At 61.6% G+C, this 17,948-nt stretch carries 7 protein-coding genes; 5 read left to right on the top strand and 2 right to left on the bottom strand.

The window, feature by feature from the left end:
- The first annotated feature begins 124 nt into the window (after nt 1-124).
- The 5 genes from ACILSR_RS23410 to ACILSR_RS23390 all read left to right on the top strand — a co-directional run bounded on the left by ACILSR_RS23410 (nt 125) and on the right by ACILSR_RS23390 (nt 14,132).
- The gene (locus ACILSR_RS23410) at nt 125-1,357 is read left to right on the top strand and encodes a hypothetical protein (RefSeq protein WP_395752230.1); all 1,233 of its coding nucleotides are present in this window, start codon (nt 125-127) and stop codon (nt 1,355-1,357) included.
- 462 nt (nt 1,358-1,819) lie between these two features.
- Entirely contained in the window at nt 1,820-3,043 is a 1,224-nt protein-coding gene (locus tag ACILSR_RS23405; RefSeq protein WP_395752229.1) for a DUF5722 domain-containing protein, read from the top strand.
- A gap of 385 nt (nt 3,044-3,428) precedes the next feature.
- Nucleotides 3,429-4,265 carry a helix-turn-helix domain-containing protein gene (locus ACILSR_RS23400; RefSeq protein ID WP_395752228.1) on the top strand — a complete coding sequence of 279 codons (837 nt, stop codon included), beginning with the start codon at nt 3,429-3,431 and terminating at the stop codon, nt 4,263-4,265.
- Nucleotides 4,266-4,381: 116 nt separating this feature from the next.
- A complete protein-coding gene (locus ACILSR_RS23395) occupies nt 4,382-5,293 on the top strand; it encodes an HAD-IIA family hydrolase (RefSeq protein WP_395752227.1) in 912 nt (303 codons plus the stop codon).
- Between the two features lie 199 nt (nt 5,294-5,492).
- A complete protein-coding gene (locus ACILSR_RS23390) occupies nt 5,493-14,132 on the top strand; it encodes an autotransporter-associated beta strand repeat-containing protein (RefSeq protein ID WP_395752226.1) in 8,640 nt (2,879 codons plus the stop codon).
- Between the two features lie 332 nt (nt 14,133-14,464).
- Here the strand turns inward: ACILSR_RS23390 and ACILSR_RS23385 are convergent, their stop codons facing one another.
- Nucleotides 14,465-16,657, bottom strand: coding sequence for a hypothetical protein (locus ACILSR_RS23385; RefSeq protein WP_395752225.1), 2,193 nt, complete (start codon nt 16,655-16,657; stop codon nt 14,465-14,467).
- A 261-nt stretch (nt 16,658-16,918) separates the two neighbouring features.
- A complete protein-coding gene (locus ACILSR_RS23380; protein WP_395752224.1) occupies nt 16,919-17,941 on the bottom strand; it encodes a cytochrome-c peroxidase in 1,023 nt (340 codons plus the stop codon).
- Between the last annotated feature and the right edge of the window lie 7 nt (nt 17,942-17,948).

Genomic DNA, 17,948 nt, shown 5'->3' with positions numbered 1-17,948 from the left:
GCGAATCTACGGACACTCCGGCCCTAGTCTCGGCGGTGCTTGTGCTTTTTTGAGATCATTCTGATCCGCCGCCCATGCCGGGCGCATGCCTGCAACATCCGCAGGCGAAATCCGTTGACGCAGGATGTTTCATCTCCCCGTCCCTCGTGCCGTCACCTTTCTCGCGCTGATCTTCGCCTCTGCCTGCGGCCTGCATGCCGCTGAACCTCTGGCGCAGGAGCATGTGGTGGTGTGGCACAATGCAGATCCCGAATACTATGTGGAAGGCCCGGGGCTGGTGCGGATGGATGACGGCACGCTCATCGCCGCGGTGCCGGTGGTGCCACGGGAAAAGTGGAGCGAAGAACGGCGCGCAGAGCATAGCGTGACGCACATCCTGCGCAGTGCGGATGGCGGCAAAACGTGGCAGCATCAGTCTGACCTGCCCTATTACTCCGCAGCGCCGTGGGTGGATCGCGGTCATCTTTATCTCTTCACCAACAAGCCCGGCCAGGGCAAGAAGCGCAATGCAGACCTGCTGCTGCTGCGCAGCGAAGACGGCGGCAAAACGTGGACGCCGCCCGTGACCCTCTTCACCGGCTACTACTGGAACTGCCACACCGGCATGGTGCAAAACAAGGACCGCATCTACTGGGCCACGGACGACCTGAGCTTCGGCAAGCGGCGCGGTCCGCGACTGATAGCGGGCGATCTCACCCAAGATCCCATGGACCCGAAAGCCTGGCGCATCTCCGAAGCCGTCCCCTACCCTGGCACGCCCAAAGAAGTCTACGATGCGAAGTTCAAGGACATGCCGGACCAGTATCTCGAAGCCAACGTGATCGAAGTGCAGGGCCGCCTGCGCCTGCTGGCTGCGACCAAGATCAAACGCCCCAGCGTCACAGGGCTGTGCACCGTCTTTGACGCGACCGACGACGGCGCAAAGCTGGATCTGAAGTTCACTCAGTTCGCCGCCATGCCCGGCGGTCAGTTGAAATTCTGCGTGCTGCGGGACGAGCCCTCCCAGCTCTTCTGGTGCACTGCCAACCTGGCGGTGGACAGCCATGACATCTTCGGCTGGCAGGCGGAGGCCGAGAAAAAGGGCCTTCACAGAGCCAGCGCGAACGACCGCCGCTTTCTCATGCTGCAGTACAGCCTCGACGGCCTGAACTGGTTTCCTGCGGGATGCATCGCGCAGGCCGCGAAGCTCTCGCAGTCTTTTATGTATGCGCGTCCGGTGGTGGATGGAGATGATTTGGCGATCATCGCGCGTTCCAGCATCCATGCGCCGAATCAGCACGATGCAGACACGGCGACGTTTCACCGCGTGAAGGATTTCAGGAAGCTGGCGCTGAAGCTGGTGCCGGAGAAGGAGTGAAAAGTAGTCCAGAGCTTTAGCTCGGTCCGGTCAGCGCGCTCGCGTCTCCCCTAGAACGAGCTGAAGCTCTTAACTACTTTCTTCCTCCCCCGCGCAGCACGCGCCGCATTCGATGCAGCAGGCATTGCAGACAAAGTAGTCCAGAGCTTTAGCTCGGTCCGGTCAGCGCGCTCGCATCGCCCCTCCAGAACGAGCTGAAGCTGTTAACTACTTTCTTCCTCTCCCGAGCAGCAGGAGCCGCACGCGATGTAGCAGTCATCGCAGATGAACTGATCGCCGACGTTGGCGGCGTCAGGTTTTCCGCAGCGTTCACAGGCAGCTTGGGCGCTTTGCAAAGTACTCGCGAGCTTTAGCTCGCTCTGGGTGACGTGTGCGCCATCTCCAGAGCGAGCTAAAGCTCGCGAGTACTTTTCGCAGGCGGCTTGCGGCGGGTCGTTTGCTGCGCTGGTTGTCTCCCCACTCATGCGTCATCTTCTTCTCGCTCTCCTTCTTGCGCAAACCGTCTGTGCTCAAAACACGGACCCCTTCCCCACGCCGCCGAATCAAAAAGGGCTGCAGGTGCAGATGGTGGATGACGCGCTGGCGCTGGGCATTCACCACGCGGGGATCAATGTGAACCTGACGGCCCTGTTTGACGCAAAATCGAAGGCGGAGAGCAACGAGTTCGTTTTCAATCAAGGCTACCTCGCGTCGCTCGATCGTCAGATCAAGCCGCTCTCGGACAAAGGCGTGCTCGTCTATCTCATCCTCATCGCCTACCCTTCCAAGAACCCCGCCATCGACGCCGTGGTCCTGCATCCGGGACATCGGCAGGATTACAAATTCAGCGTCGGCGCGGTGAACACGACGAACGGATTTCTCGATGCCGTCATGAACCTTCTGGCGGAACGTTGGAGCGGTGCGCATCCCGAAAATGGGCGCGTGTGGGGCTGGATTGTCGGCAATGAAGTGAACTCGCATTTCCTCTGGAACAACATGGGCCTGGTGCCGCTGGAAACCGCCGCCAGCGAATACGAAAAGGCCTACCGCATCATGCACACGGCCATCCGCAGGCACTCGCAAAACGCGCGCACTTATCTTTCCTCAGACCATCACTGGAGCAGCAGCATGCACAATGTGAGCGCGCAGGAGGCCACGCCGGGCCGTGACTTTCTGGACACCTTTGCGCGGCTGGTGCGGGAGCGCGGGGACTTTGACTGGAACGTGGCCTGGCACCCCTACCCCGAGGATCTGGGAAATCCGCGTGCCTGGGCGGACAAAACGGTGACGCATGCGGACAGCACAAACAAGGTCACCTTCAAAAACCTGGAGGTGCTTCCGAAGCATCTGGCGGCACCTGAATTTTTATTCAACGGCAAACAGCGCCGCATCATCCTCAGCGAGCAGGGATTCCACACGCTGCTGACACCGGATGGCGAGCGGTTGCAGGCCGCTGCGTATGTGTATGCCTGGGAGAAAATCCAGACGCTGCCCACGGTCGATGCGTTCATTTACCACCGGCATGTCGATCATGCCAAGGAAGGCGGCCTGCGTCTGGGGCTGTGGCGGAATGCGCCGAACTCCATCGCCACCCCACACAGCACGAAGCTGATTTATGAGCTTTTCAAAAAAGCAGGCACACCGGAGTGGCGCGCGGCGGCGGATGCATTGCTGCCCGTGACCGGCATGAAGGCATGGAATGAATGAAGCGCTGACGCATTTTATTTTGATACCACAGTAAGCACCCGGGCGGAGGAGGTGATACGAATGTCGCAGATGAACAAACATCTGTGCGGAACAGACGCGCCGCACCCAAAAGTGGCACGCATGCTGCATAGGGATATGGCAGCCGTAAAAGCCGGTGAGTCAGTCCATTTTCCCAGTTCATTTCCTCCTAAACCTTGCGCCAGAAATCGACTTCGCACACAACGCCTTGCAGCAGAAACGCGCTTCTGTGCCGGGCCTCGGATCGTATTCGTCTCATGGAGGACTTCACGCACCCAGCCATCCGCGATGGCAGAAAAAGGTGCGCTCCAGCTCCCAGCACCCGCAGCCGCAGCCGATGAAACCCATTGTCGAAATGCTCTCCCCCATGGCTTCCGCAGAAGCGGTGGTGTGCGAGGTCGTGCGAGGGCAGGATTTTGGCTGTGTCTGGCATTACCACACGGAGTGTGAGATCACGCTGGTGGTCAAAGGCGGAACGGAACGGCTGGTGGGGAACAACATCTCGCCGCTTGCGCCGGGAGATCTCGTTTTCCTCGGCTCCAATGTGCCGCATGACTACCGTAATGTTCCCGCTCCGGGTGAGAAGCCAGCCGAGGTGGAGGCCATCGTGGTGCAGTTCATGCCGCAGCTGCCGGGGCATGACGACTGGCTGCAGCGCTCGACCATGAAACCCATCCGCCGGCTGTTTCAGCGTGCCGAGCAGGGGCTGGAAGTCACCGGCATCACGAGGCTGACGGCCACGCGCATGGTGCGGGAGATGCAGCATGTGCATGGCATGAAGCGCGTCATTCTGCTGCTGCAGCTGCTGGATCTGCTGTCAAACTCGGAGGAGCTGCAGGAGATCTCATCGGCGGTGCTGCCACAGCCACGCCCCGGGGCCTCCGACCGCATCGGCACCGCCTGCGAATACATCGCCTCCCACCTGCCGGAGCCGGTCTATGTGGCGGACCTCGCCGCGATCGTGGGACTGGGCAGGAGCGCCTTCAGCCGCCTGTTCAAAAAGAGCACGGGCCGCACGGTTCCGCAGTATGTGAATGAACTGCGCATCGCGCGTGCCTGCCTGCTGCTGGCGGAAACGGACCTGACGGTGAGCCAGATCGCGATGGACTGCGGCTTTGTGTCTCCCGCGCATTTTCAGCGCCAGTTCCGCGAGCACCAGCACTGCGTGCCGCTGGTGTATCGCAGCCGGGTGCAGAAGAGCTGAGGCGGCGTGCACAAGAAGCGTCTGCTTTGCACGATTTGGGGCCTGCATGCTCCGAGGTCTGGTCCCGCACATGCTTGAGCAAGCAGCAGACGCAAACCTCAAACCCCTCTCAGACCATGCAGCAAACCAAAGGACTCCTGATCGACATGGACGGTGTGATCTACCGTGAAAACCACCTGCTGCCACGAGCCGCGGAATTCATTCATCATCTCATCGAGACCTCCACGCCATTCCTGTTTGTCACCAACAACTCCGCCCCCACCCCGGAGGATCTGGTGGTCAAGCTCAACCATCTGGGCATCAGCGGCATTTCATCCCGGCATTTTTACACTGCAGCGATGAACACCGCCGAGTTTCTGGCGGAGAACCATCCCTGCTGCACCGCCTTTGTCATGGGAGATGCGGGGCTGACCCTGGCTCTGCAGAAAGCGGGCATTCCCAACGACTCCATCCGCCCGACTTATGTGGTCGTGGGAGAGGGCATGCAGTCCACGGAAAAACTTTCCAAGGCGCATGAGCTGATTGAGAAAGGCGCGCGGCTGGTGGCCACCAATCCGGACAACTGGTGCCCGGTGAAGAAGGACGTGACACGGCCCGGGGCGGGTGCGCTGGCCGCTTACCTGGAAGCGAGCACCGGGCAGCGTGCCTATTTTTTAGGCAAGCCGAACCCATACATGTTTATGCGCGCACGAAGGATGCTCCAGCGCCACACGGAGGAGGTGATGATGGTGGGAGACACGATGGAAACGGACATCCGCGGCGCCATCGAGATCGGCATGCAGGCCTGCCTTGTGCTGACCGGATCCACGCGCCTGGAAGATCTGACGAACTACGTGTACCAGCCCACCTGCGTGCTCGAAGGGGTGGCAGAGCTGCTGGACGAGCTCAAAGGAGAAGGCACCAGCAGCAGCCGCCTGCAGTTTGCCGCCAACTTCACGGAAAAAGAACAGAGAAAGCCGGGCTCCAAACATCCGGACCAGCGCGCAGCCATCGCTTATCCAAGGCCAAGACCCGCGATGACGAAGTAATGCGTGGAGTTGCACAATGAACGGCAGAGAGACGATTGGATGAAGGAATAGGAAGAATCCGCGGAACTGCATTTTGGCATGACACCGCTGTTTTTGAGGACTGCACAAATAACGTCTTCTTTGCGCAATTCGGGGTCTGCATGATCGGAGGAATGGTCATGCATGTGCTTGGGAAGAGAGGCTCAAAGAAGCCTCTCCTATGCATATCCCCCACAATGCTCGTCGCCTCCATCGAATCTGCTGGCTGTCCGTTGCAGCGATGCTGCTGCTCTCTCTCACCGTTACTGCTCAAACAGTGACGTGGGATTCCAACACCGGAGTCACCGGACCGCAGAACTCCGATGGCACCACGAATACCCTGCAATGGAACACCACGAACACCAACTGGTGGGATGGCACGACGAACGTCTCCTGGGTCAACTCAACCTCCGCCATCGCACAATTTGGCACGAACATCCCGACTCCGGCCAGTTCAAACCCGATCAGCATCACTGAAAACATCACGCTCAAAGAGCTGCGCCTCCTGGCGGTGACCACGGGCACCATTGTTTCCGGGCAGCAGTTCGCCCTGCAGGGAAGTGTGGCGGGGATCACGCTGGACTTTGGCAGCAATGGATTGATTCAGATGGATGACCGCTCTTCGGGCGGCTCTCAATTTGCCAGCATCGGCAGCAATCTGCGGCTCAAAGGCGACAACCTGCGCGTTCAGAAATATGGGCTGTCCACGAGCTTCCAGTATCTCACGCTCGCCATGACTCAAAATTTGGAGCTCACGGGGCCGTTCACCATCGGAGGCAGCATCTATCTCACGATCGCCGCGCCTAATACGATGCAGAATGTCAGCCGCATCGTGGTAGAGGCGGGCGGCTCGGCCGTCCTTGGAGGGACCAATCCGAACTACTATGAGCAGTTTTACCTTGCAGGCTATGGCAACAGCCTCGCCTTCTCCGGCACTTCCTACGGAGCCATCCGCTTCACCTCCAACAACACCACGGTCTCCGGCGGCATCCTCCTCACTGCGGACGCGGGCGTCCACACCAACTTCAGCGGAGCCAATGGCACCACCGGCATCCTCATCAATTCAGCGATCACTGATGGCGGCAGCAACTTTGGCTTCACCCGCTTTGCCTTCACGCGAGGAGACGGCACTCTGACACTGGCCGCTGCCAACACCTATGGCGGCGCCACCACGCTGGGTCGCGCGCTCAGCGGATACTCCGGCGGCATCACGATCCTCGACTTCACAGCAGCCACTTCACCGCAAAACGACATCCTTTACAATGGCCTGGCCTCGGCGGGAAACCTCAACTTCATCGGAGGAAACTCGGTCAGCGTCCTGCGCCTCGTGGGCAAAGACGGCCTGACGGACAGCCAGCGCTTTAACAATGTGACGGTGAATGGCACGCACAGCTCCCTGGAGCTGCTCTCAGGCGCAGGAGGCACGGTCAATGTCAGCCTCGGGACCTTCACACGCACGGATGCCAATGCCACGCTTTCCATCGTGGCACCGGTTTCGGGCTCCATCACGACGACACAGGCGGCGGGATTCGTCGGGCCGTGGCTGACCTACACCGCCAGCAATGGCAGCCGGAGCTGGGCGCAATCTGCCGGAGGATTGATCACCAGCGGCTATGGCGGCGCTCTTTCTTACACAACCGGCAGCAGCCTGAGCACGACGCCTTTTTCCGCCACTTCCAATGTGGGCATCAACAACACCTCCACCGGCGCGCTGACGCTGGGTTCCGGCACCACCAATCTGGCGACGATCTCCATGGCAGATCTCACCACGGCGCGGCAGATCTCGCTCGGCACAGGGCAGACGCTGCGTCTGGGCACGGCGGGCGGCATTCAGCTGGTCAATGGCGCACGCGCCCTGACCGTGGGCATCAGCGGCCAGACCAGCACGCTCTCCGCCGGTGGTGCGGTGACCAACACCACGGGCTCTCTCTTTCTCACCAATAACAGCAGCGTCGAACTGCTCACGATCAATTCAAATCTCGCCAACAACGGCACCAGCGCCGTCACGCTGGTGATCAATGGCGCGCCGGGATCCCGCACCGTGCTGACCGGCACCAATGCGCACACTGGCGGCACTCAGATCTCCAGCGGCATTTTGGAAGTGCGCAGCAATGGGGCGCTCGGCACCTCGGGAACCGTCACGGTGGTGGACGGAGCCACGCTGGCGCTTTCTGGAAACATCACCCTAAGCCGCGCTCTCGCAGCCATCGGTGGTTTTGGCGATGGCAACAACGGCGCCATCCGCAGCATCAGCGGAGACAACATCATCTCCGGAGCCATCACTCAGAATGCCATGTTCATGATCGCGGCAGATGCCGGAGCCTCGCTGACGATCCAATCGTCCAGCACCATGACCTACAGCAGCGCCATCACCTTTGGCGGGGCAGGCACGGTCACGGTCAATGCCGTCCTCAACGGTTCCGCCACCGTGACCAAGATCGGCACCGGCACCTTGGTGCTCGGAGGCACGAATACTTTCACCGGTGCTCTGGCGGTCAGCGCGGGAACGCTCAAACTTGCCAGCACCGCCGCGGGCGGGGCGGCGGCCAGCATCACCGTCAGTTCCGGCGCCACGGTGGATCTCAATGGACAGACCACGGACCGCGGCTACTCCCTCAACGGCACCGGCATCGGCAGTTTGGGAGCACTCATCAACAGCAGCGGCACAACGGCGACTGTCACTGGCACCGTGGCGCTCGCCACCTCCACCAATGTGGGTGGTTCTGGCAACATCACCATCAGCAACGCCACGGGCCTGACCGGCAACGTGCTGCTGACCAAGACGGGCAGCAGCACGCTTACCGTGATTGATTCCACCACCACCAGTGCGCGCACGGGCACGAACCAGATCGATGCAGGCACGCTCAGAGTGCAGGCGGCCACTGCCATCGCGCCCATTGGCACGGGTTCCTATGCATTGAACGGCGGCACCTTGAGCCTGGGTTTTGATGTGGCCAACACGATGACCAATGTGGTGAATGTGATCAGCAGCAGCACGATCATCGCTGATCGCGCCAGCGCTGGTGCGGGCAGTTTCGCGCTCGCCCTCAGCACGCTCACCATCGGCAGCAGCACTCTGACGGTGAAACCGGGTGACAATGTGACCAGCGGCACCATGGGGCTGACGCTGGGCGCGGTGAGCATCGGCGGCGTCTCGATGAAACCCGGCAACCCGACCTTTGATGTGCAGGGCACGACGGCAGCAGCAATGACACTCACTCTGGGTGCGCTGAGCGATCAGGCCATCGCGCCACGCACCATCACCTTTCAAAACAGCGGCGCTGCCGCGAGCACGATCACGCTGGGGACACTGGCCACCAGCCTGGTGGATGGCACGGTGATCAACATCAACAACGGCGCCACGGCAGGCGTCACGGTGAACATGAATGTGGTGGGTGCGCTGGGCGCGCTCTCCCAGGTCAATGTGTATGGCAACAGCACACTCACGACGGGCATCACGAGCGTGGTGCTTGGCTCGCTGGGAGGGACGGGCACGGTCAATGCGAGCGGCACCTTCACGCTGATCGTCGGCAACGCCGCCAACGCGACCCTGCTGAACAGCGACTTCAGCGGCGTGCTGGCGAATGGCACGGGAACCCTGGCGCTGACGAAAGCGGGACTGGGCACGCAGACGCTGAGCGGCAGCACCTCAAACACCTACACGGGTATTACAACCGTGAACTCAGGCACTTTGATTTTGGGCAAGACCGGAGGAGCAGTTGCCATACCCGGCGCTCTGACCGTGGGCGTGGCGGCTGCCAGCACGGCGGGAAACGCCACGCTTAAATTGAATGCCAGCGATCAGGCAGCCGCCGCCACGACCGCACTGACGCTGAACGCCGGCTCAACGCTGAACCTGAACGGCTTCAATTTGACCGTGCTCACCCTTTCCACTTCGTTTGGCACCACGATCACAGGCGCGGGCACGCTGGTGATCAATCAAACCGGCGGAACCATGACCTTCAATGGCGTCAGCACCATCAGCAGCAGCAGCACGCTGCAGCTGACCGGAACAGGCGTGTCCGCCACCCGCACCATGGCTTTGACCAATGTGACCGACCAGCTGACCATCAGCGGCAATGTGACGCAAGGCACCAACAGCGGCGCGATCGTGTCCGGCAATTCCGGACAAACCGCGCTGGGCACTTTGATCCTGGCGGGAAACAACTCCTATGCCGGCGCCACGACCGTGAGCTCCGGCATTCTGAGCATCCGCAGTGCGAACGCACTCGGCACGACAGCCAGCGGCACGTCTGTCACCAGCGGGGCGACGTTGCAAATCCAAGGGGGCATCACCACCCTGGCGGAGGCGCTGACCCTCGCGGGCGGCTCCGGTTTCGTGGGCTCAAATGGAATCAACATTCAAACCGGTGCGCTGGTCAATGCCAGCGGCGTGAACAACTACGCCGGCCTGCTCACCCTTTCCACGGCGGCAGTCACGATCTCCTCGGACAGTGGCACGCTCAATTTGACCCATGCGGGAACCATCACCGGTGCCACCATCGGCCTGGTCTTTGCGGGTGCGGGGGACGGCAGCGTCAGCAGCATCATCGGCACCACCACCGGCACGCTGACGAAAAACGGCACCGGCACCTGGACGCTCAAAGGGGTCAACACCAGCACCGGAGCCATCATCTTGAATGCAGGGACATTGAAACTCGGAGACGGCACCACGGGCCGATGGAGCAGCGCACCGGGCCTCACCTACACGGGCAGCGGCACCTTTGAATATGGCGGATCCACTGCCGCGACGACGCAGGCGCTCGGCGCACTTACGCTTACGTCAGGCAGCGGTGTGCTGAAAGTGGATGCGCCAGGCTCCGGCACCAATGCGCTCACTTTCACATCACTCGCGGCACCGGCGCTGGGTTCGGGCCTGAACATCCTTTCACCAACCGGCACCAGTGTGACCATCACCGGCGCTGCCAACACCAATGGCATCATCAATCCGCGCATCACTTACAATGGAGTCGATTTCGCCGCATCCACAGCCGGTGCCATCGGTGCCGCAACGACCACCACAGCCACGAGCAGCATGACTGACGGCAACACCGCGCCCTATCTGATCAGCGGCTCTTTTGCACAGACGAGTTCCGTCACCGTGAATGCGGGTCTGAAATTTGCCGGAGGCGACACCCTGACGATCAGCAACAGCACGCTGCTGACGATCAACAACGGCACGAACACCGCCGGCGGCATTTTGGTCACCGGCGGAGTGGCTGCAGTCATCGCCAACGAAGGCAGTGCCACAGGCCTTACCACCGGCGGCGGCGGGGATCTGGTGATCGGCACGAACGCTGCGGGCGACAGTCTGGACATTCAGGTTTCGATCATCAGCACCACCACCGGCGGCCTGACCAAAAACGGTGCGGGCACTCTGACACTCACCGTCGCCAATGCCTACACGGGAGCCACCAGCATCAATGCGGGAACCCTGGTGCTCGGAAACGCAGGCGCGCTGAGCAGTTCGACCGCCACGGTGCAGGTGGGCGGCGTGCTGGACCTCAACGGCAAGGTCATCATCAACACCGCCGTGCTGAATGGCGCGGGCATCAGCAGCGGTGGTGCGCTGGTCAACAACAGTGGCACCGGCGCTTCTATCGGTGCGCTGACGATCGGGCTGGGCAATGGCACGGGAGGCATTGGCGCGAGCATCGGCGGCTCCGGCAGCATCACCTCCACCGGAGTGCTGAGCGGCAACAACATCCTCGTCAAGACGGGCGCTGGCACGGTGACCTTCGGTGACAACGGCGGCACTGCACTGCCAAGCACGCGCACTGCGGCCACGCGCATCGATGCAGGAACTTTGCGCATCAGCAATTCGACCTCCGCCATCGGCGCGGCCACGGCGGCAGTGATCCTCAATGGCGGCACCTTGAGCCTCGGCAGTTCGGCTTCCGTGCTGGCCTATCCTGTTTCGGTGACAGCGAGTTCCACCATCATCTCCGATGTCTATACTGCAGGCGCAGGACTCACGCACGCGCTCGGTGTGCTGGCCATCGGCAGCCAGACCCTGACCATCCAGGCCGGGAGCAATGTCACCACCGCCAGCACCAATGCGGGCGTGACCTTTGGAGCCACCACCTTGCTCGGCAGCCCCACGTTTGATGTGCAAAGCCCCACCGCGGCTGCCAGCAGCACGACGACGCTGACACTCGGAGCGCTGAATGATCAGGGCGTGGCCAAAACGATCACGTTTTCCAATTCCGGCACTTCCACCATCAACAGCGTTGCCAATTTGGGCACCGCCATGGCCAGCCTGGTGGATGGCACCGTGGTCACGCTCAACAACGGCAGCAAAGCCGGCGTGACTTTGAACCTCAACATCGCGGCGGCCCTGGGCACGCTGGCGCAGGTGACGGTGAATGGAAACAGCATCCTCAACATCGGCGCTGCGCAAACGATCGGATCACTGGCCGGCAGCGGCACCGTCACCGCCAGCGGCGCCTTCATCCTGACAGTGGGCAATGCCAACAGCAGCACGCCTTTGAGCACGGAATTCACCGGCACGCTGAGCAATGGCGCGGGAACCCTGGCAGTGACCAAGAACGGACTCGGCACACTCACCCTGAGCGGAGCAAGCACCTACACCGGAGCCACGGTCGTGAGCCTCGGCATCCTGAAGCTGAACAATGCCACCGCTTTGGGAGCGAGCAGCGGAGTGACGATCAGCGCCGGAGGCACGGTGGATCTGAATGGTCAGAGCACGGACCGGAACTTCACCTCCGTGAGCGGAACAGGTCACAACGGCGGCGGCGCCATCATCAACAGCAGCAGCACGCAGGCCACCATCACAGGGACCCTGGTGCAGGGAGCCGTGGCCAAAATCGGCGGCAGCGGCGACATCTTCATCAACAACGCAGGTGGCATCACCGGGAATGCGCTGCTCACCAAAGTGGGCAGCAGCACGCTGACCTTCACCAGCACGGCCAGCAGCGCACGCAGCGGCACCAATCAAATCGATGAGGGCACCCTGCGGCTGCAGTCGGCCACGCTGCTCAATCCCGTGGGCACGGGAGCATTTGCGCTCAATGGCGGCACCCTGAGCCTGGGCTATGATGCAGGCGGCTCTCTGGGCAATGCGGTCAATCTTCTTTCCAGCTCTACGATCATCGCAGATCGCGCCACCAGCGGAGCCGGTGGGCTGACCTTCACCCTCGGGGCCATGATCACCGGCGGCAGCACGCTGACCGTCAAACCAGGCGGCAATGTGGGCAGCGGCACGATGGGTTTGACACTCGGAACCATCACACTCGGCGGCCCCGCCATGGCTCCGGGGGATCCCTTTTTCGATGTGCAAAGCACGGCCAATGCCTCCATGATTTTGACGCTTGGCGCACTGACGGATCAGGCCATCGCGCCACGCACCATCACCTTCCAAAACAGCGGCACGGCGGCCAGCAGTGTCATCCTGGCCACGGCAGCGACCAGCCTGGTGGATGGCACGATGGTTAATCTCGCCAGCACCGGCGGCACAGTGACGGTCAATGCCAACATCACCAATGCCCTCGGCACCTTTGCGCAGGTGAGCGTGGGCAGCGGCAACACCTTCGCGCTCGGTGCTTCGCAAACCATTTCCGCCTTGAACGGCTCCGGCACGGTGACGACCACCGTGAATTCCACGCTGACGATTGGCAACGTGCTCAGCCCGAATGTGACCAACTCCACCTTCAACGGTGCGCTGGTGGGCAGCGGCCTCTCCGTGGTGAAATCCGGACAGGGCAGCCTCACTTTGGGCGGCGCTGTCTCAAACACTTACAGCGGCACTGGAGCCACCGTGATCAACAGCGGCGCGGTCATCCTCGCCAAAACCGACGGCGCCATCGCCATCCCGACCAATCTGACACTCGGTTCGGTCAATGGCACCTCAGGCACCGCCTCACTGCAACTGAACGCGGGCCAGCAGATCGCCAGTACCGCAACCCTCAGCATCAACGCTGGCTCATCCATGAACTTGAACGGTTACAATCAGGCGCTGGGCAATCTCAACGGCAACCCATCCAGCACCATCCTCAACAATGCCACAGGCACGAGCAGCACGCTCACCGTGGGCTCTGGCGATGCCACAGGCGGACAGTTCATGGGAAGCATTGCTGACAATTCCAGCGGCACAGGCACGGTCGCTTTCATCAAGACAGGCGCCGGCACGGCCCTGCTGGGCGGCTACAACAGCTACAGCGGCGCGACCACCGTTCAGGGCGGCACGCTGCAGGTGGGCAGTGGCGGAGTCGGCACCACGGGCACGGGCGATGTCACGGTGCAAAGCGGCGCCACGCTCTCCGGCACCGGCACAGTGCAGGGCTCCAGCTTCACCGCCGCCAGCGGCTCCTTCGTTCAGGCAGGCGACAGCACGGTGCAGGCCGGCTACGGCACGCTGAATTTCAAACCCGTTACAGGCTCTGGCACCCTCGATTTCCAGGCAGGAAGCACAATCATTCTCGGCCTCAATCCAGGCGGCACATCGGACATGATCAATCTCGTGGGCACCGGCACGAACACCGTGAACTTCAGCGGCAACATCACCGTCACCGCCACGGGCTACACGCCCGGCGCGCCTGCGGTGTTCAATCTGCTCGACTGGTCCGGCCTGGCATCCGGCCCTGTCTTTGACAGCCGTTTCAGCTTCAGCACGCTGCTCATGGGCAATGGCGACGAAGCCACTGGCTTTGATCTTCCGGACATTTCCGGCTCAGGCTATACGTGGGACATCAGCAGCTTCACCACCGACGGCACGATCGCAGTCGTGGCCGTTCCCGAACCAGCGCGGCTGCTGCTGCTGGGCATGGCGCTGGCGGTGATGTGCGCTCGCAGGAGGCGGTGAGTGGATGCAGTCTCCTGAAGAAGTCACTGCGGCATCGACAGTTCACCCATCACTTCGAGTGGAACCATGCGGGGATGTAGCGCGGTATTCCGATACCGCGACGGTGACGACTCGGTAATGGAATACCGAGCTACATCTCCCGTGCCACACGCTCTGAGCAGATTCAGAGGGAACGAGAGATCCGAGAAACAATCTTCTTTTCATCATCAAGTCACCTTGTGTTCGGGTGCTCTGTGGTCTCATGGCAGGAGCAGGGGATGGTCTCTGCCGGTTGATCCCTGGCGCACACAAATCCCCCCAGACCAACGGACAGGAGTGTCCATCGTACATTCTCAAAACGTCTCGTCCTTCTTCGGCTGCGTGCTGACGGGCTTGATGGGGACGATGGGGATGATCTCCTCGGCTTTCACCATGGCCTTCTCCGGCGGCTTCTCCGCAGGCGGAGGCGGCTTGGCGGCCACGACGGGGGCAGGCTTCGGCTTCGGCTTGGGCTTGGGCTTGGGCTGCGGCAGCAGGAGAGCATCGAGGCCTTTGCGCTGATCCTCGAGCGTGGGATCCGCGCAGAGCTTTTCCAAAATCGCGCCGGGGTTCTTGAGGCGGGAGGCGAGGTAGCTCACCGCGATGGCCGTGGCAAAGGGAGACGCGGGGCTGATGTTTTGGTAGTAGGAGCTGTTCGAAGGCGTCACATGCCAGAGGCTGATGTGCGCCTTGTGCAGATCGATCGGCACATCCAGCCGCCAGGCTTTCCAGATCTGGCCCTGGAGATTTTCCAGCGCCTTGTAGCGCTCGCGTGAACTGCTTGGGATGTGGGTGCGGCGCAGCTTCTCCCCCCAGCCGCCATCGGCGTCAGCGGCGAGAATGAGATAGCGCGTGAACTGCTCTGCCAGCGCATCCGCGCTCGCAGCATCGGGAATTTCTCCCTGCAGAGGGCGGACGGTGGAAAGGAAGAACTCGAGGAAGTCGGTGTTCAGTCCCTTTGGCTTCTGCATGGGTTTCGGCCACAGGCTCTTGAGCAGGTCCTGCTGCGCGGCGGTGCGGCCCTGGGCGCCCGAGGTGTACTTGCTTTGAAACTTTGCCATCTTCTCCATGCCCACCGCACGGCCGATGCTGTCCAGCGCGGCGATGCCCATGGAGGCGCTCTTCGCAGTGACGGGAGAGGCGAGCGGCGGGAAGCTCGCGGCGTCCGCAGGCACGGCGAGGAACTTGCTGAAGGCGTCGAAGTCCGTGACGGGCTGGTGGAAGTTGCACTCCGTCCAGCCGCTCTTCTCCGGCAGCAGTCCCGCGAGGGCATTGGCAGCGCGGGCCAGCACGGCCATGGAGGCTTCCGGCGGCACCGTCGTCTCATTGAGCTGGGAGTTCGTCACCGGGCCTTGCTTGGTCGTCACGGTGGCGCCGATCTTCTGCACGGAATTGAAGGCTGCGGGTATCAGCGGGCGGACGGACGCCTTCGGCAGGCGTTTCATTTCTGCGCAGACGGACAGCGCGTGCAGCGCGGCCCAGGTGCTCTCCATGTCTGCCGAACGCTGATTGTAAAAGAAGTCCGTGGCTCCGGGGAACTGCACCTTCTCCGTCATCATGTCCTCCCAGGTCATCGGAAACTCCGCGGTGGCAAACTTCAGCGCCAGGTGGGTCCAGCTGTCCGCATATTTTTTCAGCCGGCTGCGTGCGCCCTCCGCCTGATCCGCCAGAACCTGATTGGCCTTGGTGGGCTTTTCTTTCGCCTTGGCTTTCGCGCGTGTGACTTCGGCATCGCTGGCCAGGTAGTCGCTGATCAGCACGGTAATCAGCCGCGGGTGGAAGCACATCGGCCCCCACAGGCCGCGCGCGGCACCGTCGGTGATCTGGCCGTCGAGCAGACGTGACGCAAGCTTTTCCGTCCAGTCCGCGGCCATGCTGTCATCCGTCTGCGCCATCGCCACGGTCAGCCAGGCGAGGTTCCAGGTTTGATCCGGCGGTCCGTAAGTGTCGAGATAGAGCAGCAGATTTTCCACCATGTGATACACCACCGGATCATTCTCCGGCACGCCGGCGGAACGCAGCGCGGTGAGCGCCATGGCGGAGTCGCCAATGAGGCTGTAGCTCCAGGAGGTGTCTCCCACATGCTCATAAATGGGCTGCTTGTAGATGCGCTCGAGCGGGCCATTGGGGTCATAGCGGATGTGCGTTTCTTTGCGCGTGCCGATCTGCTTGGTCGGCTGCTGCACGATGCGCTTCACCGGTGGATCTCCCGGTGACGGTCCCGGCGTCAGCACGACGAGGTCGGTGTATTCATAGATGGGGATGTCCCGCTCGATGAGACGATACTTCAGCGGCACGTCCTTGTAGCCGGTGAGGGTGACCTTCTGAATGGGCGGAATGATCCAGCCCTGCGGATCTTCCGTGGCAAACTTCTTCAGCTTCATGACGCCCTGCGCCAGCGCCACCTGCGTGGCATAGTCCACGTTCTCCTGGGTCACCTGCGTGACTTCGGCATCCGCGGCAGCAGGCGCCTGTGCCTGTGCGTGAGAGGCTGGCTGCCATGCCATGAGAGAGAGCGACAAACACGCGCCGCATATCTTGGTGACCAGATGCCGAGGGGTGATCTTTGCATGCATAGGCGTTCCTCCGTGTGGGTTGGCGGGATGGTTGCGGGATGGGAAACCGTGGCTCTGGAACGCTGCCAGAAGCGCAGTTTTGCCATTTTTATTCTGGAACCGACTCCGGAGTCAAGCCGCCGCACCTGATCCAAAAACAAATCAGCCGGACCTCGCGGCCCGGCTGATGAGAAATAAGGCTAAACAGTTCCTTTATGCCTTGGGGGTCTCGGGAGTGCTTTCGGGAAGCTTCGGCGCCTTGATGTAGTCGGCGGGAAGATCGCCCTTCAAGGCCTTGAGGAAGGCGACGATGGAGTTCACTTCCTCATCGCTGAGAGTCTTGCCCAGCTGGTACTCGGCCATCTTGCGGACCATCTCGTCCAGGGTCTTGACGGAGCCGTTGTGCAGGTAAGGACCGGTTTCGGTGATGTTGCGCAGGCTGGGGACTTTGAAGAAGAACTTCTCGCTGTCGCTTTTGGTGATGTCCGAACGACCGTTGTCCGTGAGATCCGGCCAGGCCTTCAGGAGACCCAGCTTCTGATACATCATGCCACCGACGGCCACACCATTGTGGCAGGTGACGCAGCCAGTCTTGGCAAAGGTGGAGAAGCCTTTCTTCTCTTCAGCGGACAGGGCGTCCTTGTTGCCTTTGAGGTACTGGTCCCACTTGGAAGGCGTGAGAAGCTTGCGCTCAAACGCGCCCACAGCCTTGCCGAAGTTGTCATAGGTCACCGGGTCCGCTTCGCCGGGGAAGGCGGCTTTGAAGGCCTCCACGTAGCCGGGCATGCTCTTGAGCACCTTCACCACGAAATTGGCGTCGGGCGCACCCATTTCCACGGGGTTGAGCACCGGGCCCTTGGCCTGCTCTTCCACACTCGGAGCGCGACCATCCCAGAACTGGGCCACGTGCAGCGCGGCATTGTACACCGATGGCGAGCTGCGGCCGCCGAGCTTGCCCTCATGGCCGGGGGAAAAGGGCAGGTTGTCATTGCCGTACTTGTCGAGGATGTGGCAGGAGTTGCAGGACATCTTCCCCCCTTTGGAGATGCGGTTCTCAAAGTACAGCTGACGTCCGAGATTGATCTTTGCCTCCGTCAGTTCGTTTCCAGGAGAAGGAGCTTCGGCAGGAAGCGGCATGAACATTGGCAGAAAGGCATCTGAGAGATCGGCCTGCGCAAATGCGGAGGAGACGCTCAATCCAAGGACAAGAACAAGGAGAGGGGCGGTTGGTTTCATGAGTGTG

Source organism: Prosthecobacter sp. (assembly GCF_044222565.1).
Taxonomy (GTDB): domain Bacteria; phylum Verrucomicrobiota; class Verrucomicrobiia; order Verrucomicrobiales; family Verrucomicrobiaceae; genus Prosthecobacter.
This window is presented reverse-complemented; position numbering and strand designations above follow the sequence as displayed.